Origin of the sequence: Rhodococcus sp. B10, assembly GCF_011770055.1 — a bacterium.
Classification (GTDB): Bacteria; Actinomycetota; Actinomycetes; order Mycobacteriales; family Mycobacteriaceae; genus Rhodococcoides; species Rhodococcoides kyotonensis_B.
This window is the reverse complement of record NZ_JAAFYV010000026.1, coordinates 62606-83730: the sequence shown is the minus strand read 5'-3', so window position 1 is coordinate 83730 and position 21125 is coordinate 62606. Positions and strand designations below refer to the sequence as shown.

Below are 21125 nucleotides of genomic sequence, written 5' to 3'. Positions count from 1 at the left end.
GTTCTTCACCCCGGCGGGCGTCGGAACACAGGTTGCCGACGGCGGTCTGCCGCTCCGCTACGACGGCAGCGGCGGCATCGCGGTGGCGAGCCCTCCGAAAGAGACCCGCGAATTCGACGGCGTCACCTACGTGATGGAACGCGGCATCGTCGCCGACTACGCCCTCGTCCACGCCTGGAAAGGTGACCGGCACGGCAACCTGGTGTTTCATGCCAGCGCCCGGAACTTCAACCCGCCCGCAGCTGCGTCGGGACGCATCACGATTGCGCAGGTCGAGGAACTCGTCGAGCCCGGTGAGATCGGCCCGGACGATATTCACACCCCGGGCATCCATGTGCAGCGTGTGGTGCACGTCGGCAAGGTGACAGTAGGAATCGAGCAGCGGACGGTGCGGGCATGAGCGAGACGATCATCAAATTGACCCGTGAACAGATGGCGGCCCGGGTCGCGCAGGAATTGCTCGACGGTGAATACGTGAACCTCGGCATCGGGATGCCGACGCTCGTGCCGAACTATCTACCGACCGACATCACCGTCGTATTGCATTCGGAGAACGGCGTTCTCGGTGTGGGGCCGTACCCGACCGAGGACGAACTCGACCCCGAGGTCATCAACGCGGGCAAGGAGACGATCACCGTCCTGCCGGGTGCGTCCTACTTCGATTCGGCGGCCTCGTTCGGCATGATCCGCGGCGGTCAGGTCGACGTCGCCGTGCTCGGTGCCATGCAAGTAAGCCAGACCGGTGATCTCGCGAACTGGATGATCCCCGGGCACATGGTCAAGGGCATGGGCGGGGCCATGGATCTCGTCCACGGCGCCCGCCGCGTCATCGTCATGATGGAACACGTCTCCAGAAAGGGCGAGCCGAAAATCCTCGAAGAGTGCTCACTTCCGCTGACCGGCAAGGGATGCGTACAGCGCATCATCACCGACATGGCCGTCCTCGACGTCACCGAGGGCGGACTCCGGCTCGTCGAAACCGCACCCGGAATCACCGAGGAACAGGTCCGAGCCGCTACCGGAGCCCCGTTGGTGGCATGACGTGAACGCCTGTGTCGCCGTCAGTCGTCGCCCCGCGGCGGCGGCTCGACGTCGACGCCCCCGGACGAATGTTCGGGGCCTGCATCCGGATGGCCGGCCGGGACGCGGCTGCGGGACCGGGCGGCCTCGCTTTCGCCCGGCTCCTCACTGAACTTGCGTCGCCACGCTTCCTCGGGGCGGTACGGACCCGGCTTCGGACGGGCTTTCCCACCGGGGAACGCGAGTCGCGCGATGGTGCGATGCACCATGCCCCACTGCTGCATCAGCGGTCCGGTGTTGTAGGGCAACTGGTATCGCTCGCAGATGTCCTTCACCTTCGGCGCCACTTCCGAGTAACGGGTGCTCGGCATGTCGGGGTAGAGGTGGTGCTCGACCTGATAGCTCAAGTTTCCGCTCATCAAGTGGAACAGGGGACCGCCGTCGATGTTGGCCGCGCCGACGAGTTGACGCACGTACCAGCCACCACGCGTCTCGTTCTCCACCTCTTTCTGACTGAAGGTGTACGCCTGATCGGGGAAGTGGCCGCAGAAGATGATGCCGTGCGCCCACACGTTCCGAATGATGTTCGCGGTGAAGTCGGCCGTAAGTGTGGACAGGAACGTGCTCTCGACGCCACTGAACCGTTTGTCCAACAGCGATGCCAGTTTCGACACGCCTGATGATGTCGACGAATTCCGCAGTCGCGCAGCGAGTCTCGACTTCTTGCTCTCGCGCAGGCGGCCGCCGCTGGCGAGCTGGGCGAGGGCGAAAGCTCCCGCGCTGATGACCGGCCAGCCCACGTAGTCCTTGACGAATTGACGTCGTGCCTTGCCCGCAATGCCTTTCAGATCGTGGAGGACGTCTTTCGCCGGTTTCTCACCGCGTCGAATGGCCTCGATGTCCAAATCGTGCAGAGCGACACCCCATTCGAAGAATGCCATCAGCAGCACGTTGTAGAACGGCTGAAAAAGATAGACCGGATGCCATTTCTGGTTGGGGTCGATCCGCATGATTTCGTAACCGAGGTCTTTGTCCTTGCCTCGGATGTTCGTGTACGTGTGATGCACGAAATTGTGGGAGTGTTTCCACGACTCGGAAGTGGACGCGGTGTCCCAATCCCACACGGACGAGTGGATTTCCGGATCGTTCATCCAGTCCCACTGTCCGTGCATGACGTTGTGGCCGATCTCCATGTTCTCGAGAATCTTCGCGACGCCCAGGCATGCGGTTCCCGCGACCCACGCAGGTTTGCTCGTCGATCCGAGTAACAGCACACGGCCGGCAGCGACGAGTTGCCTCTGCGCCGCGATGACCGACGTGATGTACTTGCGGTCCTTCGCGCCGAGGCTGGCATACACCTCGTCGTGGATCGCGTCGAATTCCTTGGCCAGTTCGGCGATGGTCTCGTCGCTCAGATGCGCGAGAGGATTGACCGGTTCGGTTCGGGGGGCATGGTCGATGCTCACAAGTGTTCCCTTCGGTGTCGTGCAAAGTTCAGAGTTCGATGGCGATATCGCCTTCTGCCGTGTTCACACAGATGCGAACCGCTTGTCCTGTCGGCTCCGAGACTTCCCCGTTGCGCAGGTCTCGTAACCGTCCGGATTTCAAAGTTCCTACACACGTGTGACAGATGCCGATCCTGCAGCCGAAGGTCAAATCCAGGCCTGCGTTCTCTCCCGCGGCGAGGATGGTCGTGCCGCCATCGCATTCGACCTCCTTGTCGCTGTTGAGGAACCGGACCGTTCCGCCTTCACCGTCGCCGGCGTCACCGCCGATGACGGGCTGGAAGCTTTCGTGATGGAACCGGTCGGGATCACCTTGCTCTTTCCAGTAGGACCGCAGATCCTCCAGGTGTTCGCCCGGTCCGGAGCAAAATGCTTCGCGCTCCCTCCAATCCGGAACCAGCTGGTCCAGTTCCGACGCCTTCATTCGTCCCTCGTCGCTGGTGATGCGGAGTTCGAGGCGCAGTCCGTCGTGTCGAGCGTCCAATTCTTCGAGGGTGTCCGCGAACATGAGCTGTTCGCGACTGTGCACCGAATGAACGACGACGACGTCGGAGATCCGGTCCTGATGATCCAAACTGCGCAGCATGCTGATGATGGGCGTGATTCCACTGCCCGCACTGATGAAGACCATCTTGTCCGGAAGCGGATCCGGGAGGGTGAACTCGCCTTCCACTTCGCTGAGGCGAACGATGTCCCCGGTCCTGATGGTTCCCACCAGGTACGGCGACACGGTGCCGTCGGGAACCAGCTTCGGGCTGACGCTGACGAGGCCGTCCACGGGATCGGGATCGGACGTCAACGAGTACGCACGCCAGTGGTAGCGCCCGTCGATCAGTACCCCGAGACGAACGTATTGGCCGGGAATGTGACCGGTCCACTCGAACCCGGGCCTGATGTACACCGACACCGCGTCGGAACCCTCAGGAGCAATGCGCACGACCTGCCCACGCAGCTCCCGCGTCGTCCACAGCGGGTTGATGAGGGATAGATAGTCGTCCGGCCGTAGGGGATTGAACAGCAGCCGGACCGCGCGCAGCGCCGTCCGGCGCAACAGTGAGACCTTCGGTTCTGCCCCGCGCTCAGCCACACTTGCAACCTAACCGCCCGTCGGCATCGGGGTGGAGAAATCGCGATCTGATTCGAAAGATCGATGAGAAACATTCACGACGTCCGGCCTGACACCCAGGGTTTGCCTGGGCGCGAGTCGGGCACCCGAGAGGGAGCACTGCATACGTTCGTGAAGGAGTGACACCCATGCAGACACATCGATTTCGGGCGCTTGTGGACGAGCCGGGACCGTTCGCCACCGTGTACTACGACGACACGCACACCTCCGAGGACGCGTCTGCCGTTGCCGAGTTGACCGCCCGTGCGGTGGTCGAAGAACTCGAAGAGCGTGGCGCCGACGCCTCCCTGACCGGCGCGATCGAGACCGCCATGACCGTCGCCACCCCACCGTCCGGGCCCAGCGGCCGCGTTGTCATCGCCGGTCGGAACGGAGTGCTCGTGGACGAGCATCTCGTACGTCCCGCCGTGAAAACCGAAGTACGCGTGTCGGACCTGCCCTATCTCGTTCCCATCGTCGAACACGGCGTCGAATCCGTCGCGTACGCGGTTGCCCTCGTCGACCACGAAGGCGCGGATCTGACTCTGCACTCGGAGGACGGGGAAACGTGGACGACGTCCGTCGACGGCGACGGCTATCCGGTGCACAAGGCGTCGAGTGCAGAAACGGCAGGCTACGGCGACCCACAACCACGGGCGGAAGAGGCTGCTCGCAAGAATCTCCGTGCTGTCGCCGCCGAGTTGGACACAGCGGTCGACAGGTACGACGTCGGAGTCGTGTTTGTCGGTGGCGACGCTCGAGCACGAGCAGAGTTGCTCGAACACGTGGCCGACCGAGTCCGGGAGCGTACGGTGACCATCGACGGCGCCTCTCGTTCCGCAGGCGCCGGTACGCAGGCGACCCGGGACAAGATCGACGAGGAATTCGCACGACGTCGCCTGGCGGCGGTGGATGCAGCTGTCCAGCGGTTTCATCAGTACGAGGGCACCGGTCGAGCGGCGCAGGGCGTCGAAGGTGTGTCCTCCGCTCTGCGATCGGGCAACGTGGACACGCTCATCGTGGGCGATCTCGGCCAACGGACTGTGGTCTCGGCGGACGGGATGGTCGCGGCCGACGTCGACGCCTTGTCCGAGTACGGCGCCTCCGACGCACAGACCGTTCCGGCCGACGAGGCAGTGGTCGCGGCTGCTGTTCGAGTGGGTGCGTCGATCGTGCGCACGGACGAACGGTTCACGCCCGAAGACGGCGTCGCGGCCGTTCTGCGGTACGACGAATTCAGCTCGGCGGACGCAGGCGTCCGTTAGGTCGGGTTCTCGTCCGTGTGTGCCCGAGGGAACTCTGGCCGAACGGTGAAGGTGTGAAGTGTGCGGGGGCGGGGTACAGGTCTGCAATGCACGTTGGCGACCGCTGTACCTTCACACCCGGCTCGATTCCCGTCGACGTCATCGTTCGAGACGTACGGGACGACGGACTTGTGCTGGTGCAGAACGAAACCTCGGGAGTAGGTGCATACTCCTTCCTGGTCAGAAGTGACTTTCTGGTCCCGCTCGGCGGTGAGCTTCGCACGATCGTGGAACCGGCGCTCTCGTGTATGGAAGCGGCCTGACCGACGCGAAGGCGATAGGCCGAGGATTCGATCGGGGTCGTCCGGGTATCGCCGCAGTATGAGCACAGACGCGACACAACCCGACCGGCCCGAAGGCTACGACCCCGACCAGGATCCCGACTCGGATCCGCACATGCTCGCCGACAAGGCGAAACTGCAAACCAGTCAGGCGGAGGGCGAAGACGAGTCCGAGGAGTGATCGGGCCGGCTGGACCGGGGACGCATTCAAGCCATCGAACGACACCGAGGAGATCGAGCCCGCTGCGTTCCGCGTTCACAGGTCGTGCTGAGCCCACTGGAGTGTGATCTGCACAACATTGATGCCAAAGGATGCCGAATAGCATCAGGTGCACGATCGCCGCCTCGCCCGTTGCAGCCGAAACGATCTCACCATGAACTGACCCCCGTTGTGGCCGCACCGGCACGCCATCCGATTCGAGGGCAGACTCGCTCGAATGAAGGTGGAGATCTTGTACTTCGACGGATGCCCGAACTGGCAGGAAGCTGCGGACCGGGTTCGTGCTGCAGCCAGCCTGATCGGACAGTCAGACATCGAGATCGGACGCCGGCTGATCTCCTCCGACGCCGAGGCAGCGGCGTCGGCCTTCGCAGGCTCACCGACCATCCTCGTTGACGGCGTCGACGCCTTCGACGATGCCGTGCAACTGACCGAACTTGCCTGCCGCGTCTACTCGACCGACCGCGGCCTGGCGGGTCTGCCGACCGTCGACCAACTCGCCGCGTCGCTGCGATCCAAAGGCGAAGCGTTGCAACGATGAACGCAGCGAAGGGTCGCGTCACGCCGACCCGGTCGAACGCCGAGCGGTAGCGTCCGCGCGGCGACCGTGCACCTCGGCCCGCACGCACTCCCCGAAGGCACGGCAGCGTTCGCTTCCTCGTGCCGTTCATTGGCGTTAGTGTTGCCTATGCGTATGTCCAGAGCGGTCCCCGCACTGCCGGTACGGCACATCGAGACAGCTGTCGCTGTCTACACCCGCTCCTTGGGCTTCACGGCGCAGTACTCCGATCCCACCTTCGCCAAGCTCACTCGAGACGACGTCGAGATCCACCTGTGGGCCGCCGACGACGACAGCTGGAGCAGCCGGCCCGACACCGCACCCTGGCCTGTGTGCAGCGGAGCGGAGACCTTCCTCGCGGGAACGGCCAGTTGCCGCATCACCGTCGACGAGGTCACCGCGCTGTACGACGAACTCTCGCGCGCGGGCGTTCTGCACCCGGCAGACGCCGGCCACCCCGTCGCGACGGACTGGGGGACGATGGAATTCGCGTCCGTGGACGGAGACGGCAACCTGATCACGTTCTCCACGAACACTATCCGGACCGAGAGCTCATTCGTCGACGGTGACGGTGACGCTTTCACCACTTCCTGACCGGCGGTGCCTGGTTTTGCACGATCAGAGTGCGGGGCGTGGCGGGATGACGACGGCGGAGATCATTGCGGCCAGTGCAGCAGCGGCTGCGGCGAAGAGGAACGCGTGTTGGAACCCGGTGTCACCGCCACCCGCGACGAGGCTGAGTGCAGCGATGCTCGAGACGGTGGCCACGCCGATGGATGCACCGAATTCGTGGAAGGTGCTCAGCAGGCCGGATGCGATGCCGGCCTCCTCGGGGCCGATCTGTCCGAGCGCGGTGGCTGAGGCGACGACGAACAGCGCGCCGATACCGAATGCGCCGAAGCTGACGCCGATCGTGGTCGCCGCGGTGGTTGCCCACAGGGCTGGCACAAGTAATCCCAACGCTGCGATGAGCATCCCGGCGGTGCCGAGGATTCGTGCGCCCCAGCGGCCGATGAGGCGTCCGCCGAGGTTCGCTCCCGTCATCGTGGCCACGGCGATCGGTAGGAACAACAGTCCGGTCACGAGGGGGCCGTGCCCGGCGGATTGCTGAAAGTAGAAGGTGCCCAGGAAGAACACTGCGACCATCAGGGCTGTTGCGATCAGGATCACGAACACTCCGGCACCGACGGGACGTCGGCTGAGCAGTCCTAGGTTCATCAGCGGAGAGGACGCGGCCTGCTGTCGCCAGTAGAACAGCAGGTAGAGCGCTGCCGCTGCCCCGGCTGCGGTGAGGGTCTGCGGGTTGGTCCATCCGATTTCACCGGCGACGGTCAACGAGTAGATCGCCGATCCGGTCGCAGCGGTGACCAGCGCTGCACCGAGAATGTCGAGCGCGGGACGCGGCCCGGGAGCTGGGGCGAGGGGCGGAAGGACGCGCAGAAGGCCGAAAATGACGATCAGGCCGACCGGGATGTTGACGTAGAACACCCACGGCCATCCCGGTCCGGCGGTGATCAGGCCACCGAGCAGGACACCGACCGCCGCGCCGCCGCCGCCCAATGCCGACCAGATGCCCAGGGCGCGGTTGCGTTCGTCGCCGGCGAACAGGCGCACCACCACCGACAACGCCGCCGGTGAGAGCATCGCCGCGCCAATGCCTTGGACAATGCGGCCGCCGAGCAGGAACTCGGCATTGGCAGCCAGTCCGGCCGCTAGCGAGCCGGCGGTGAAGACGGCCAGGCCGGCGAAGACGATTGGTTTGGACCCGAACAGGTCCGCGCTACGCCCGCCGAGGAGCATCAAGCCGCCGAAGGTCAGGGTGTATGCGGCGACGACCCACGTGACCGCCTCCCGCGAGAGGGCCAGGTCCATGCCCATCTGCGGTAGCGCGATCGCGACCACTGTGACGTCGAGGATCAGCATGAACTGCGCTGTGCCCAGCAGGGCCAGTGCGAGCCATCGCTTCGGGTGAAGCCCTTCGCCCGCTTCCGGTGTCGTTTTCGACGTGGTCACCACTGCCTCCTAAGTTGTACATAGTTGTTTGAGTTGGACACTGGTACCGTAACTCATACAAACGTGTTCGGGAAGTGAGGGTTCTATGACGACCGATACGTCACAGGTAGGCGGTAAACGAGCCGACGCGGTGCGCAACGTCGAGCGCATCCTCGATGCTGCGATCGTCTGCCTGTCTCGGCGGCAGAACGCCACGATGAGCGATATCGCACGGGAAGCCGGTCTCGGGCGGGTGACGCTCTACGGTCACTTCGCTTCTCGCCCAGCGCTCATCGATGCCGTGGTGGCGCGTGTGATCGATCGCGGTGAGCAGACGTTGGCTGCGGTCGATCTGGGTGGGGATCCCCGAGAAGCGTTGTCCCGGCTCATTCACAGCAGCTGGGAGCTGGTGGACCGGTCACGATCGGTCATTGCCGCCGCCGAGGAAGAACTCCCCCCAGCGCGTATCCGCGAGCTTCACGACGGCCCCGCGAGCCGGGTCGAATCGTTGATCGAACGCGGACGCAGTGCAGGACTGTTTTCACGTGACATGCCCACCTCGTGGCAAGTCGCCGTGCTCCATCAGGTCCTTCACGGTGCCGGAGCCGAGATAGCAGCAGGGCGACTGGATTCGATGGACGCACCCGATCTGATCGTGAGGACCATCCTTGCTCTACTCGACACCCATTGAGGCTTGGGCGCACCACCTTCCGCTCGGTTGGTCGCACACCGTCGGTTCGGTCGGCGTAGATCGGTGAACCGCCGCCCTCGTTCACGCAAGACCTTGCCGTTACCTGTGGCGTTGTCGACGGCGGCGGGCGTCCTGGTTGTGTCGTTGTGGGCGAGCGGCGCGCCGTCGATGGTCTATCCGCTCTTAGCGGATCGGTGGCGCGTAGGTGAGGTCGTCACGACCGCGTTGTTCGCTACCTACCCGGTAGCGCTGGTTCTCGCTCTCGTTGCATGTGGGTCTCTCTCGGACTCGATCGGGCGACGCCGCGTACTGCTTGCCGGCGTCGGCATGGTCGCTGTCGGCACTGCGCTGTTCGTGGTCACAAGCGGTCTCGTCCCGATCTTCATCGGCCGCACTCTTCAAGGACTCGGGGTCGGTATCGCGATGAGTGCGGCCAGCGCCGCACTCGTCGAGTTCGCACCGCGCCGCACCGCGGCACTGTCCACTTCCGTCAATACGGCGGCGACGGCCAGCGGTACCGCACTCGCGCTCGTTGTCGGCGGTGCGCTCGTGCAGTACTCCGCCTTGCCCACCACGTTCCCGTTCGCCATCTTGCTCGGCGTGACGATTGCTCTGCTGCCGCTGGTGTGGTTCCTCCCCGAGGAGGCCACGCGCAGCAATGTTCGATGGCGGCCCAGTCGGGTGCGAGCACCCGCGAGAACTCGAATGCAGTTCGCCATCGGTGTTGCTTCCCTCACCGTGGCCTTCATGATGGGCGCGGTGTTCATCGGGCTCGGTGCGCAGATCGTGAGGGATCTCGTCGGTACCGTCGACGCTTTCGTCGCCGCGTGCGCACTTGCGTGTTGGGCTGTTGCCATCGTTCCCGCGTCCATCATCGCCCGCCGCGGTTCGCCGACGTCCGCATCTTTGGCCGGTTCGGTGCTTTCCGCCACCGGGTCTGTCACCCTCGTCGCCGCAGCCAACGTGGACTTGCTCACGGTCTTCCTGCTCGCTGCGGTCATCAGTGGGGTGGGGTACGGCCTGATGTTCTACGGCGGGCTCGGGATGGTCGTCGCAGCCTCCGAGGCCGAGACGCGGGCCGCGACACTGTCGTTGATGTACTTGGTGGCGTACCTGTCGCAGGGTCTCACTGCGGTTGGGATCGGTGCGCTCGCAACCTTCTGGGGGCTCGACAGGGCGATCGTGGTGGCGATGCCGACGCTCGCAACACTCAGTGTCGCGAGCGGGGTGTTGGTTCACTGGTTCGCACGACCGAGAGCTGACGTCCGACTGGCCAGCTGAACGATGCACCGACGCTACCCCTGGGGGGTATGCCCTGTTACCGTCGAGAGCATGAACTCGACGATTCGTCGCACTCGACGGGGCACAGCCTCGGCGATCGGATTGTTGATTGCAGTGACGGTGTTCGGGGTGTTGTTGATGCATTCTGTGACACCGGCATCGTCGATGGCTGGCCCGATGTCGGAGTCGATGACCGGTGGCCATGCCGCGATGGCGTCGACAGCCCCGGGCAGTAGCTCGGCTTCGGTGATGTTCGGGGAACACGATTGTCCGTCGGCGCATCAGATGATGCATCCCTGTGTGGGAACTCCGGTGTCGTGGGCCGCGTTGTCCGTCCCGACGATGAGCACCGAGACAGGCCAGTCGCCGACAGCGGTGGACGGGATCGCCGGGCGCACAGACTCCATCCTGGAGCGCGCACCGCCGTGGACCTTGTGGGAGTTGGACAGATCGGTGACCTTGCGAGTGTGACAGGGAGCCCGGTAGACGCGCGTCGACCGGCGGACCGAAACACGTCACACACCCCTGATTGTCCACTCTTGCAAGGAGATTCCACATGCGTACCAAAGTCATGGCTTCACTCGCTGCTGCCGCCGCCAGCGCGTTCCTCGTCGTCGGCTGTAGCAACGACTCGACCGATTCGTCGATGGACGGGCATTCCATGGGCTCGATGTCCTCCGCACCGATGTCCTCGGCCCAAGCAAGCGCGTCCGCAGAGTTCAACGATGCCGACGTGATGTTCGCGCAGATGATGTATCCGCACCACGCACAAGCAGTCGAGATGGCCGACATGGCGAACGGCCGCACCGACAACCCGGACGTGCTGTCGCTGGCATCGGCGATCGCCGGCGCACAGCAGCCCGAGATGGACCAGATGACGGCATGGCTGACCGAGTGGGGCCAGCCCATGCCCGACATGGACATGAGTGACATGGGCGGGATGGACCACAGCTCTGGCAGCGGCATGATGACCGCTCAGGACATGGACGCGTTGATGGCAGCGTCGGGACCGGAATTCGACCGCCAGTGGTTGACGATGATGATCGCCCACCACACCGGTGCCATCGAGATGGCGAACACCGAAATCGCGGACGGTTCCAATCCTGACGCCCTGGAGATGGCACGCGCCATCGTCGCCACTCAGCAGCAGGAAATCGAGACCATGCAGCGGCTGCTCGGCTGACCCGGCCCGCCACACAACGATGGCCGCATCCTCTCCGGCGGAGAGGGTGCGGCCATCAGCGTTTCGCAGTCGTCAGGGCTGCGTTTCCGGTACGAGATCAGCTCTCACAGTGACGGTGTGCGCTGCGACGGAGGATTGGAACTCCCCTCGTTCAGCGCTCCGGCGATGGTGTCGGGCGTGAGGTCGAGTCGCCGGAGCAGCTGCGCGTTCGCGGCGACGATGATCGTCGACAGCGACATCAGGATCGCGCCGATGGACATGGGCAGTACGAACCCGACCGGTGCCAGCACTCCTGCCGCGAGCGGAACCGATATCAGGTTGTATCCCGCTGCCCACCAGAGGTTTTGCTTCATCTTGCGGTACGAGGCGCGCGAGAGTTCGATCACCGACAGCACCGACCGCGGGTCGTCGCTGGCGAGGATCACTCCGGCCGATGCGATAGCGACGTCGGTGCCGGCCCCGATCGCGATACCGACATCGGCCTGCGCCAGGGCAGGTGCGTCGTTGACCCCGTCGCCGACCATCGCCACCGTACGTCCTTCGCCCTGGAGTGCAGCGACGGTGTGGGACTTGTCTTCCGGCTTCACCCCGGCGAAGTAGCGGTCCACACCGAGTTCGGTCGCGACGGACTTCGCGACGGCATCGGCATCACCGGTGATCATCACGACGGTGATTCCGCGGGCGTGGAGTGCATCGATCGCGGTGCGTGATTCTGACCGGATCTCGTCGGCGAGCGCGAGTGCACCGATCACGGCCCCGTCGGCGAGGACGTGCAGGATGATCGCCCCGTCACCGCGCCACCGGTCGGCGACGGCGAGTTCGGAACCGCGCTCTTGCTCGAGCAGTGCCGGCCCGCCGACCTGGATCCGGAGGCCGTCGATGTCGGCTGAGACCCCGACGGCGGGGGACGACTGAAAACCGGCTGCAGCCGGGACGGTCAGGTTCCGCGCGCGTGCGGCGTCGACGATGGCGCGGGCCAGGGGATGTTCTGAGTCGGCTTCTGCGGCAGCGGCCAAAGCGAGGACCTCGGCGGCGGTGCGCCCTTCGGCGACCTCGATTGCGGTGACGGTGGGTTCACCCTTGGTGAGGGTCCCGGTCTTGTCGAAGAGCACCGTGTCCACCGTGCGCATGGTTTCGAGTGCGAGCCGGTCCTTGACCAGGACACCGCCGCGGGCGGCGCGTTCGGTGGCGATGGAGACCACCAACGGGATCGCGAGTCCGAGTGCGTGCGGGCACGCGATGACCAGCACGGTGATGGTGCGGATGACGGCGTCGTCGGGCATCCCGACCAGGGTCCACACGGCGGCGGTGATGATCGCGGATCCGAGAGCGAACCAGAACAGCCAGCCGGCGGCGGTGTCGGCGATGCGCTGAGCGCGCGAGGTCGAGTTCTGGGCGTCGGCGACGAGCCGGCCGATGCCGGCGAGGGCGGTGTCCTCCCCTACTGCGGTGACCTGGATGCGCAGGCCGGAGTCGGTGGCGACAGTGCCGGCGACGACCTGGTCGCCGTCGCTGCGGCGGACGGTGCGTGATTCGCCGGTGATCATCGATTCGTCCATGCTCGCCGATCCGGAGACGATGGTGCCGTCCGCGGGTACGCGTCCGCCGGGGCGGACGACGACGAGATCACCGAGCTGCAGCTCGGCCGGGGATACCTGCACTACGTCGTCGCCGTCGACGCGTTCGGCGGTGTCCGGGAGCAGTGCTGCCAACGAGTCCAGGGCGGAGGTGGTCTGAGCGAGGGATCGCATTTCGATCCAGTGCCCGAGCAACATGATCACGATCAGCAGGGCAAGTTCCCACCAGAAGTCGAGCTGATGATCGAGCAGGCCGAGGCTCGCTCCCATCGACGCGACGAATGCGACGGTAATCGCGAGGGCGATGAGCAGCATCATTCCTGGTGCACGTGAACGGATTTCGCTGACTGCGCCGGTGAGGAACGGGGAACCGCCCCAGACATACATCACGGTGCCCAGTACCGGGGAGACCCACGCGATCCACGCTGCGTCGGGCAGCGAGTATCCGAGGAGCATCGCGAACATGTTCGAGGCAACGATCACCGGGACGGCGAGGACCAGCATGATCGCGAACAGGCGACGGAACATGCCGACGTGATCGCCGTGACCGGCATGGCCACCGTGCCCGGTATGGCCTTCGTGTTCAGTCTGCTCGCCGTGTCCGGTGTGGGCTGCGCTGTGTCCAGACGGGTCGTGGCCCGACTGTGTGCCCGCTGTCTCGGCCACGCCGACATCGGCGTGTGTGTGGTTGTTCATCGTGCGAATCCTTCTCTCCACCGAGTTCAGCGGCTACGCGGTGCGTGAATCTGCGGGTTGCGGTTCGGCTGTGTATCCGGCATCGCGAACGGCGGCGACGACCTGGGCGTGGTCGGGCTCATCGGCGCTTGTCACCGTCAGCGTCCCCGCCGACGCCGATGCTTCGACCGTGTCGACCCCGGCCACAGCACCGACTTCTTCCCGGACCGACGCCTCGCAGTGTCCGCAGGTCATGCCGGTGACTCGGTAATTCGTGGTGATCATGAGGTACTCCTTCATCTTGAGTGATACCCCCAGGGGGTATCTTGCGACGATTCGGACCATACCCCCTCCCCGTACCGTTGAAAAGGGGGCATCCATGTCACAACCGCCTACTTGCATCTGCGTCGATCTCCGGGGGCGGCCGCGGGCTCGTCGGCCATCAGCAGCTGAAGAGCATCACGTGAACATGCATCGAATGACTGTTACATTCATCCAGTGCCGGTCGACCCTGTTGCCAAAAAGCCCGCGTCCGACGCCAAAGGTTCCGCCGACCGCTTCCTCAGTGATGGCGTCGTATTACTGGTTCCGGAGGAAACGGTCCTGGAAGGAATGATCGACGGATGGGAGACGCAGCAACGTGCGCGGATGCTCGCAAACTTGACGATCGAGCGACGGACACAGATCGTGCGGAGGCTGGTCGCATTCACGAACGACTACCCCTGGAACTGGTCGTCGATGGACGTCGAGGAGTGGACCGCACATCTTGTCGATTCGGGGGTCGCTCACTCGACTGTGCGGCTCTACCAGATGGCCGCGTCGCTGTTCTGCGCCTACATCACTGATGTCCGATATCGGTGGGATGAAGTGTGTCAGCGATACTTTCGCGTTCACCCGGTGCAGGTTTTCCACGAATGGAACACCGTCGTCCACCGCGGGGAGTACGAAGGTCGACCAGGAAACCGGCCACTGACGAGGGACGAGTTACAGGCCTTCTTCGACTACTGCGATGAGCGGGTGAACCGGGTTGGGTTGTCCGGCCGCAAGGGATGGCTTGCCAGTTACCGAGACGCGACGTTGTTCAAGGTCATCTATGCCTGGGGGCTGCGTCGCCGCGAGGCAGCGATGTTGGACATCGTGGACTGGACCGCGAACTCCGCGGCCAAAGAGTTCGGCCGCCATGGCGCATTGTCGGTTCGCTACGGCAAAGCCCTCAATGGAGGGCCACCGCGCCGCCGAACGGTACTGACCACGATGGGGTGGGCCGCCGAAGCCGTCGCCGAGTGGGTCACCGAGATTCGGCCCCTGTACGACACCGACCATCTCGCCATGTGGCCGACAGAACGTCGGGCACGCGTCGGCACCGAGTCGATTTCGCACCGTTTCGCCGAGTACCGGGACGCAATCGGACTGGAGAAGCATCTCGGTCCGCACTGCCTACGGCACTCGTATGCGACACACCTACTCGAAGACGGTTTCGACCACCTGTTTGTTCAGCAACAACTCGGACACTCCTGGGGATCTACCACCGCGATCTACACCAGCGTCGGCACCGACTACAAGAACAATGCCCTCCGACGGGCATTGGACCGAGCGTTCACCGCAGAGTAGGACGGAGACAGGGATGCAACAGCCACGCTTGAACTACGACTGGCACCTACGCCGACTGTTGGCCGAGAGGGGAATATTCGCGACGACCGGTTTGGGACCGCTGCTTGCCGAGCGCGGGATCAGTTTGTCCGAAGCTCAGGTGTATCGCCTGGTCACTGGAACGCCGGAACGCCTCAGCCTGCGTACCCTCGCGGCGCTCTGCGACATACTCTCGTGCACACCGAACGATCTGATCGAACCAGTCGCCGAACGGGCGACGGTGCGAGCGACCGGTACAACTACCCATCGGCCCAAGACCGCAGCAACACCATCCGACGCGAAGACGCGCACACCACGGCGAGCGGAAATCAAACGTAAGAAGTGATCAATACTGTTTGTGTACTGTGCAATTCAGTCGTAGACCGCGTCCGGGTGTGCGACCGCTGCAGGAAAAGACGACGACAGCATCGCGGCGCGTGCACCGGCTGCACGAAACCCGACAAGCTGTTGGACGACAACGCATTATGCCGATGGTGTCGCGAGAAGGCGCAGCGAAGCTGCCCGCGGTGCCCCAGCGTCGGTCAGCCCCTGATCGCCATGGACGGCGAACGCATGTGCGCGCGATGCGCGCTCCGCTGCCACCTCGAGCACGTCTTACCACCGACTGCCGACGGGCTCCTGGAACCACTTCGTGACGCCATCATGCAGGCTGAACCGACGACCACACGGCGATGGCTGAACCGCAACACAGACCTATTGCGCGGCCTCCACGACGGCACCATTCCCCTCACGCACGAATCACTCGACCTGCTCCCTCGGCCCAAGTCGGTCGACTACCTCCGATCACTCCTCATCGCTACGGGCATCCTCGACCCCGACGTGCACCGTAGTCTCCGGCGGCTCGAGACGGAGCTCCCGCAACTCCTCAGCGGACTCGACACAGGCCATCGCAAGCTCGCTAGCCAGTGGACGCACTGGGCTGTACTGCCGCGTTTGCGCGGACTCGAAACGCACCGACCGATCGGCACCGCCGTACAGAACGCACGTTGCCAGATCCTCCAAGTCATTCAGTTCCTCAACACACTCGAACGACGAGGAACCGAGATGCCTCGATGTGCGCAATACGACATTGACGCCTGGTTCGCAGAGCCCGGTGCGTCCCGATGGCACATCCGCCCGTTTTTGACCTGGGCACAAAGAACACGGCACCTATCGAAAGAGATTGCCCTCCCGAAAGAGCGTCGAGCCCATGCAGAACTACCGACTGACGCCGAGGATCGCTGGCAGATCGGCCGGCGCCTTATCCACGACGAGTCACTCGACCCGGTAGATCGACTGGCCGGTGCGCTGGTCGCCCTCTACGCCCAGCCGCTACGGCGAATCGTCAGCCTCACCACAGCCGATGTGATTGCCACCGCGACGACCACAGGTCTACGACTCGGTCCCACCGACGTCCTCGACCTGCCAGATCCGTTCGCAGCCATCGCCCGAAATCTACCCCTCAAGCGGCGCACCGGAACTGCGGAACAACTACCTACGACATGGCTTTTCGCAGGTGGCCACGCAGGCAAACCGTTGAGTGCAACCAGTCTAGGAAACAGGTTGCGCGCCATTGGAATCGAGCCCCGAAAGCTACGACTGTCCGCCACCGCACAGCTAGCCCGTGAGCTCCCGCCGAGTGTGCTCGCGGGAATCCTAGGGCTCAACGCTCATACCGTCGCCAAACACACCTTCAAGACGAACGGCCAATGGGCAAACTACGCCGCCGACCGCCGACCCTGAGCGACGGCATTCGCACCCCCGAATACACCATCCCTGCCAGTGGTGTCAAGTAACTCATGGGTGCACGGCCTCGAACTGTGTTCGAATGATGTCCTCCGAAACCGGTTGTGCCGCAGTAGGAATCGTGTAATCCACCACCGATCGATCGCCGAATCGGCGTGACGCTCGCCCGAGTTCGGGGGCGTCTTCTGTCCGCTTGACCGCAGGTCACGCGCGTGTCAACATTCTCCCAGCGAGCCGAGCCACTTGTTCGTTCCATGAACGCGCGATCGTAGGGCATAGGTCGTCATCCCGCTCTACCACTCGTATATCCCCCTCCAGGCGTAGGCACATCTCCGTGTCTACGTCCTCTTGTCGCGAAAGTTGTGGCCCTTCCATGCTCTCCCTCCGTCGTGACGTGGCGGTCGATGCCGGTCTCCGTCCAGTGTCGGTTCCAGTACGCGCAGTCGGCACGAAGAATCCGATCGCGAAGGCGTGGCTCATCGGTTTGGTTTCCATTGTGGCCTTTTCGCTTTCGCCTGTGGCCGCCGCAGTGGGCCTCCAGGGGGGCGTTCCCAGCACGGTCCAAGTCACGCTGCGCTGCCTCATCGGTGCCGCTGTCCTGCTGACCTTCGCGCTCGTCACCGGCAGGCTACGCACGACGAAGCCTTCGCACGCACTCGGTGTGGCCTTCTTCTGCGGCCCGATCTTCGGGTTGCAGTTGCTCGCCTTCTTCGTCGCGGTGAGGGATTCGGGCGCCCAGTTGTCGACCATCGTCGTGCACTGCTACCCGATGATCGTGCTGGCACTTCTGTGGCTCGGGTTCGGGCAGCGCGTGCCCCGCGGACAAATCGTGCTGGGGGTTCTCATGATCGGCGGGCTCGCTCTCGTGCTCGGGAGCGACCCCGGCGAGGTGGCGTTCTCCGGCGTGGTCTACGCGTTGGCCAGTGCGTTCGGCTACGCGCTGTACTTCGTGATAGCCGAACGGTGGATTCGCCGGACGAGTGCCGTCACCGCTGCCGGTCTGACTGCATTGGGTGCCGGTGTCACTGTAGGCATCTTCGTCGTGATCGACGGCGTGACTTGGTCTTTCGCGCCCATCGGGTGGGCGTCGGTCCTGATGCAAGGATTGGTACTGCTGCCTCTCGCGATCGGATGCTCGCTGATCGCAATCCGAACCCTGGGCTCCGGACGGGTGAGTCTTCTCGGACTGCTCGATCCCGTCCTGGGTGTGTTGGCGGCCCAGGTCGTTCTCGGTGAGACACTGAATGTCCTGCAGTGGACAGGCCTTGCGGTCGCGGTCGGTGCGTGCAGCGCTCTGCCGTGGATTCGTGGCGGACAGGGAACGCTGACGGAAGACGAGGCCGCCATCGCAGCCGCGCCCGCCGAGGCGGTGATCGTCGACGTCACTCCGATCGCCGACCCTGCGGCTGCGACCGAAGACGTCCTTTTCGACGAGATCGTGCTGAGTCGGACCGTGGATCTGCCGCCGTTGCTGGACAAGATCGCGCCGAATGCTTCGTCGGAACCTGCTGACGCCAGGTAGGCGATGTCGTCAGCCAGCTCTTCCGCGGTGGCGTTGCAGCGAAACCGTTGTGTGTCAATGCCGTTCGCGGTCCGTCGAATAGGTGTCGGGGTTCATTGGCCGACCCTGACCAGCGTCTTCCCTGTGGTGTCGCCGTTCAACATTCCGACGAGCGCTGCCGGGGCCTGCTCCAGCCCGTCGTAAACGGATTCCTGGTAGATCAACGTTCCGTTCTGCAGGTATCCGCCCACGAGAGCGCGCATGTCGTCGTAGAGATGGTTGTAGGCGCCGGCTCTGAAACCCTGCAGTCGCAGGCTCTTTGCCGTGATCTGGAACAGGTTCGACGGCATCGACCCACTCGCGCCGTAGGTCGAAACGGCCCCGCACATCGCGACACGGCCGCCTGTATTCAGGTGATCGAGAGCGGCAGCGAAATGCCCGCCGCCGACGTTGTCGAAATACGCGTCGATGCCGTCAGGAGCGGCGTGAGCGAGCAGCGCTCCTACGTCGCCGTCGTGGTAGTCGAAAGCGCGTGTCACGCCCAATGACTCGCGGAGGAACGCCACCTTGTCTGCGCTGCCCGCCGATGCGACGACGGTGCACCCGTGTAATTTCGCGAGCTGCGCTGCGATGCTGCCGACGGCTCCGGCCGCCGCGGACACCCATAACGTGTCGGTCGATTCGATGCCGAGTACGTCGAAGAGTCCCACGTACGCAGTCAGGCCCGAACTGCCCAGCGGTCCTAGAAACCACTGAATAGGGAAGCTTTTCGAATCGATTTTGGTCGAAGTTCCGGCTCCGCCGAGCCCTCCGGCGACACTGTCGATAACCGCGTAGTCGCGGTAGCCCATCATGTGGGACACGACGTCGCCGGGGGAGAAGCCATCGCTACGAGAGTCGAGAACTTCGCCGAGCGCGAGCCCTGACAGTGCGTCGCCGGGTTGGATCGGTGGTAGATAGCCGGCGGGCCTGTCCGGGCCGAGACGAAGGCGGATCGATGGGTCGATCGACAGCCATATGTTCCGTACCAGGACTTCGCCGTCCCTCGGGGCGTCCAAGTCGGTGTCGCACACGTCGAAGTGGGACAGGTTCAGTTTACCGGTCGGTGGGGATGCGAGGCAGATCGTTCTGCTCTTCACGCGGGTGAAACCTCCCATGCGCGGCGAAAATCAAAAGTCGGCCCGACTTCGGGGCGACGACGAAGGCGAAACTAACACAGAATCGAGTCGACTGAACTAAATTCATGTCAAGCAAGCTGGAGAGGAGCTCCCAGGTGGAACAATCCCAGACCGTTGGATTCCTGACACCGTTCCGTGTCCGTCGACTACGGATGATGCTGGGGTTCGAGCTCAGTGCCGCGGTCGGGATTTGGATCCTGGTTCTCGCAGTCCAATGGACGTTGACGCAAGCCGGCGCCTCCGCGTTCACGGTGTCGTCGGTGCAGTTCGCAGCGAGTCTGCCGTTTTTTCTCTTCTCCCTTCCGATCGGCGCGATCGCCGAGCATGCCGGCCATCGGAAGCTCTTGACGGGAACTGCAATGGGCCTGCTGGTCACGTCGGTCCTGCTGACGACACTGCAATTCTTCGGGTTCGCTGTGACGCCGATCTTGATGGCTGCCGTTTTCATGTCCGGATGCGGTCTGGCCTCGGTGGCGATCGTCTGGCAATCGCTTCTGCCGACGCTGGCAACCCGAGAGATGATGGCCGTCGTGCCTGCGATCGACGGCGCCATCTTCAATGGTGCGCGAGCGATCGGTCCGGTACTCGGCGGCGCACTGCTGGCTGCGTGGGGTGCCACCTCGACATTCGGTCTGGTCACCGTCTTGTTCCTGCTGTGCACAGGGTTGGCGGCCAGTCAGATTCCGCGTGCGTCCGGGCGAGGCCCGAAGATTGGGTCGGTCCTGGAATCAGTGACGACGAGCCTTCGATTCATACGGCATTCACGCTGGACTTGTCGGCTGCTGTTCCGAGTGTTGATGTTCGGACTGCCCGCGAGCTGCCTGTGGGCGCTGCTGCCGGTCGTCGCCTACGAGGTGTTGCACGTGACGACGTTCGAGTTCGGTGTTCTGTCCGGCGCGATCGGGATCGGTGCAGTGGCAGGCACTGTCGCTCTGATGCCCCTGCGGACTCGACTGAGCTGGAATGCGTTCGCAGCGGTCGGATCTGCCGCGTACGCGGTGGTGCTGGCCGGTCTCGCGTTCGTGCCCTTGACGTCGGTCGTGTTCGTTCTGCTGGTGATCGTCGGCGCGGCATGGGTGGGTGTGCAGAGCACATGGATGATCGCGACGCATGCCGTGATGCCGCCGTGGATCAAATCAAGGGTGATCGCGTTCATCATGCTGACGTTCCAGGGCAGCCAGGCAGTCGGTGCCCTGCTGTGGGGGCTTCTCGCCGACATGATCGGTCTCGCCATCGCCGTCGTGCTTTCCGCGATGGCGATGGCGGTGTCGGCGATAGGGTTGCTGCGCCGTGGGATTCTGCCCAGCGACGAGATCGCGCCCGACCCGTCCGGCGTGTCAGGACCGCCGGACCTCGAACCGGACTTCCACGGGCGAAAAGTCGTCGTCGAAACGACGTACACGGTCCATCCTCAGCGGACTGGCCACTTCGTCGAAGGTGCCCCGCGCTTGAGGTCGTCGCGGCTACGCCTAGGGGCGTTGCGCTGGTCGATGGCTCAGGCGACCGATTCGGCCACCACGTACGTCGAATTCTGCACGTTCAAGAACTGGGCCGAGTACCGCGCCCAGGAGACGGTCCGTCTCACCGTTCCGGAACAACTCATCCGTACCGCGCTCGCAGCCGACCTGATGGAGGAGCCTCGCGTTCGAGTGCTCGTCCATCCGACCACCGTGTGAAC

20 protein-coding genes are annotated in these 21125 nt (G+C 64.2%); 14 read left to right on the top strand and 6 right to left on the bottom strand.

Annotated features, from left to right (window positions below; genetic code table 11):
• Nucleotides 1-400, top strand: a 400-nt coding sequence (locus tag RhoFasB10_RS17735) for a CoA transferase subunit A (protein ID WP_167677687.1), incomplete at its 5' end; no start/stop codon positions are given.
• Entirely contained in the window at nucleotides 397-1041 is a 645-nt protein-coding gene (locus tag RhoFasB10_RS17730) for a CoA transferase subunit B (protein WP_167677685.1), read from the top strand. The genes RhoFasB10_RS17735 and RhoFasB10_RS17730, both read left to right, overlap by 4 nt.
• A gap of 20 nt (nucleotides 1042-1061) precedes the next feature.
• On the opposite strand, the gene RhoFasB10_RS17725 is transcribed toward RhoFasB10_RS17730, so the two are convergent.
• Nucleotides 1062-2480 (bottom strand): acyl-CoA desaturase, encoded by a 1419-nt coding sequence (locus tag RhoFasB10_RS17725; RefSeq protein ID WP_157105205.1) that lies wholly within the window; start codon nucleotides 2478-2480, stop codon nucleotides 1062-1064.
• A 34-nt stretch (nucleotides 2481-2514) separates the two neighbouring features.
• Nucleotides 2515-3612: a ferredoxin reductase gene (locus RhoFasB10_RS17720; protein ID WP_068421095.1), complete on the bottom strand. Its 1098-nt coding sequence runs from the start codon at nucleotides 3610-3612 to the stop codon at nucleotides 2515-2517.
• A gap of 167 nt (nucleotides 3613-3779) precedes the next feature.
• Here RhoFasB10_RS17720 and RhoFasB10_RS17715 point away from each other — a divergent pair, with 167 nt between their 5' ends.
• From RhoFasB10_RS17715 to RhoFasB10_RS17700, 4 genes are all read left to right on the top strand, one after another.
• A complete protein-coding gene (locus RhoFasB10_RS17715) occupies nucleotides 3780-4895 on the top strand; it encodes a hypothetical protein (RefSeq protein ID WP_167677683.1) in 1116 nt (371 codons plus the stop codon).
• Between the two features lie 360 nt (nucleotides 4896-5255).
• Nucleotides 5256-5396 carry a hypothetical protein gene (locus RhoFasB10_RS17710; protein ID WP_167674217.1) on the top strand — a complete coding sequence of 47 codons (141 nt, stop codon included), beginning with the start codon at nucleotides 5256-5258 and terminating at the stop codon, nucleotides 5394-5396.
• 256 nt (nucleotides 5397-5652) lie between these two features.
• On the top strand, nucleotides 5653-5976 hold the full coding sequence (locus tag RhoFasB10_RS17705) for an alkylmercury lyase (RefSeq protein WP_167677681.1): 324 nt from the start codon (nucleotides 5653-5655) through the stop codon (nucleotides 5974-5976).
• 153 nt (nucleotides 5977-6129) lie between these two features.
• Nucleotides 6130-6588 carry a VOC family protein gene (locus tag RhoFasB10_RS17700; protein WP_240931215.1) on the top strand — a complete coding sequence of 153 codons (459 nt, stop codon included), beginning with the start codon at nucleotides 6130-6132 and terminating at the stop codon, nucleotides 6586-6588.
• A gap of 24 nt (nucleotides 6589-6612) precedes the next feature.
• On the opposite strand, the gene RhoFasB10_RS17695 is transcribed toward RhoFasB10_RS17700, so the two are convergent.
• The gene (locus tag RhoFasB10_RS17695; protein WP_032364251.1) at nucleotides 6613-8007 is read right to left on the bottom strand and encodes an MFS transporter; all 1395 of its coding nucleotides are present in this window, start codon (nucleotides 8005-8007) and stop codon (nucleotides 6613-6615) included.
• Nucleotides 8008-8092: 85 nt separating this feature from the next.
• Here RhoFasB10_RS17695 and RhoFasB10_RS17690 point away from each other — a divergent pair, with 85 nt between their 5' ends.
• The 4 genes from RhoFasB10_RS17690 to RhoFasB10_RS17675 all read left to right on the top strand — a co-directional run bounded on the left by RhoFasB10_RS17690 (nucleotide 8093) and on the right by RhoFasB10_RS17675 (nucleotide 11141).
• Nucleotides 8093-8677, top strand: a complete 585-nt coding sequence (locus tag RhoFasB10_RS17690) for a TetR/AcrR family transcriptional regulator (RefSeq protein WP_032364206.1) — start codon at nucleotides 8093-8095, stop codon at nucleotides 8675-8677.
• 63 nt (nucleotides 8678-8740) lie between these two features.
• The gene (locus RhoFasB10_RS17685; RefSeq protein WP_155289413.1) at nucleotides 8741-9958 is read left to right on the top strand and encodes an MFS transporter; all 1218 of its coding nucleotides are present in this window, start codon (nucleotides 8741-8743) and stop codon (nucleotides 9956-9958) included.
• 51 nt (nucleotides 9959-10009) lie between these two features.
• Entirely contained in the window at nucleotides 10010-10429 is a 420-nt protein-coding gene (locus RhoFasB10_RS17680) for a DUF6153 family protein (protein ID WP_032364204.1), read from the top strand.
• 85 nt (nucleotides 10430-10514) lie between these two features.
• Nucleotides 10515-11141: a DUF305 domain-containing protein gene (locus tag RhoFasB10_RS17675; RefSeq protein ID WP_032364203.1), complete on the top strand. Its 627-nt coding sequence runs from the start codon at nucleotides 10515-10517 to the stop codon at nucleotides 11139-11141.
• Between the two features lie 104 nt (nucleotides 11142-11245).
• On the opposite strand, the gene RhoFasB10_RS17670 is transcribed toward RhoFasB10_RS17675, so the two are convergent.
• Together RhoFasB10_RS17670 and RhoFasB10_RS17665 are read right to left on the bottom strand one after the other, a co-directional pair.
• Nucleotides 11246-13414, bottom strand: a complete 2169-nt coding sequence (locus RhoFasB10_RS17670; protein WP_068425802.1) for a heavy metal translocating P-type ATPase — start codon at nucleotides 13412-13414, stop codon at nucleotides 11246-11248.
• A 33-nt stretch (nucleotides 13415-13447) separates the two neighbouring features.
• Nucleotides 13448-13678 carry a heavy-metal-associated domain-containing protein gene (locus RhoFasB10_RS17665; RefSeq protein WP_032364250.1) on the bottom strand — a complete coding sequence of 77 codons (231 nt, stop codon included), beginning with the start codon at nucleotides 13676-13678 and terminating at the stop codon, nucleotides 13448-13450.
• Between the two features lie 213 nt (nucleotides 13679-13891).
• Here RhoFasB10_RS17665 and RhoFasB10_RS17660 point away from each other — a divergent pair, with 213 nt between their 5' ends.
• The 3 genes from RhoFasB10_RS17660 to RhoFasB10_RS17650 all read left to right on the top strand — a co-directional run bounded on the left by RhoFasB10_RS17660 (nucleotide 13892) and on the right by RhoFasB10_RS17650 (nucleotide 18290).
• Entirely contained in the window at nucleotides 13892-15004 is a 1113-nt protein-coding gene (locus RhoFasB10_RS17660; RefSeq protein WP_032405569.1) for a tyrosine-type recombinase/integrase, read from the top strand.
• 13 nt (nucleotides 15005-15017) lie between these two features.
• A complete protein-coding gene (locus RhoFasB10_RS17655) occupies nucleotides 15018-15368 on the top strand; it encodes a helix-turn-helix transcriptional regulator (RefSeq protein ID WP_032364201.1) in 351 nt (116 codons plus the stop codon).
• A 1917-nt stretch (nucleotides 15369-17285) separates the two neighbouring features.
• Entirely contained in the window at nucleotides 17286-18290 is a 1005-nt protein-coding gene (locus RhoFasB10_RS17650; RefSeq protein ID WP_346764420.1) for a DMT family transporter, read from the top strand.
• A 92-nt stretch (nucleotides 18291-18382) separates the two neighbouring features.
• Here RhoFasB10_RS17650 and RhoFasB10_RS17645 read toward each other — a convergent pair whose 3' ends face one another.
• Nucleotides 18383-19408, bottom strand: coding sequence for an NADP-dependent oxidoreductase (locus RhoFasB10_RS17645; protein WP_167677677.1), 1026 nt, complete (start codon nucleotides 19406-19408; stop codon nucleotides 18383-18385).
• Between the two features lie 134 nt (nucleotides 19409-19542).
• Between RhoFasB10_RS17645 and RhoFasB10_RS17640 the strand changes: the two genes are divergently transcribed.
• Nucleotides 19543-21123 carry an MFS transporter gene (locus tag RhoFasB10_RS17640; protein WP_167674219.1) on the top strand — a complete coding sequence of 527 codons (1581 nt, stop codon included), beginning with the start codon at nucleotides 19543-19545 and terminating at the stop codon, nucleotides 21121-21123.
• Nucleotides 21124-21125 lie beyond the last annotated feature (2 nt).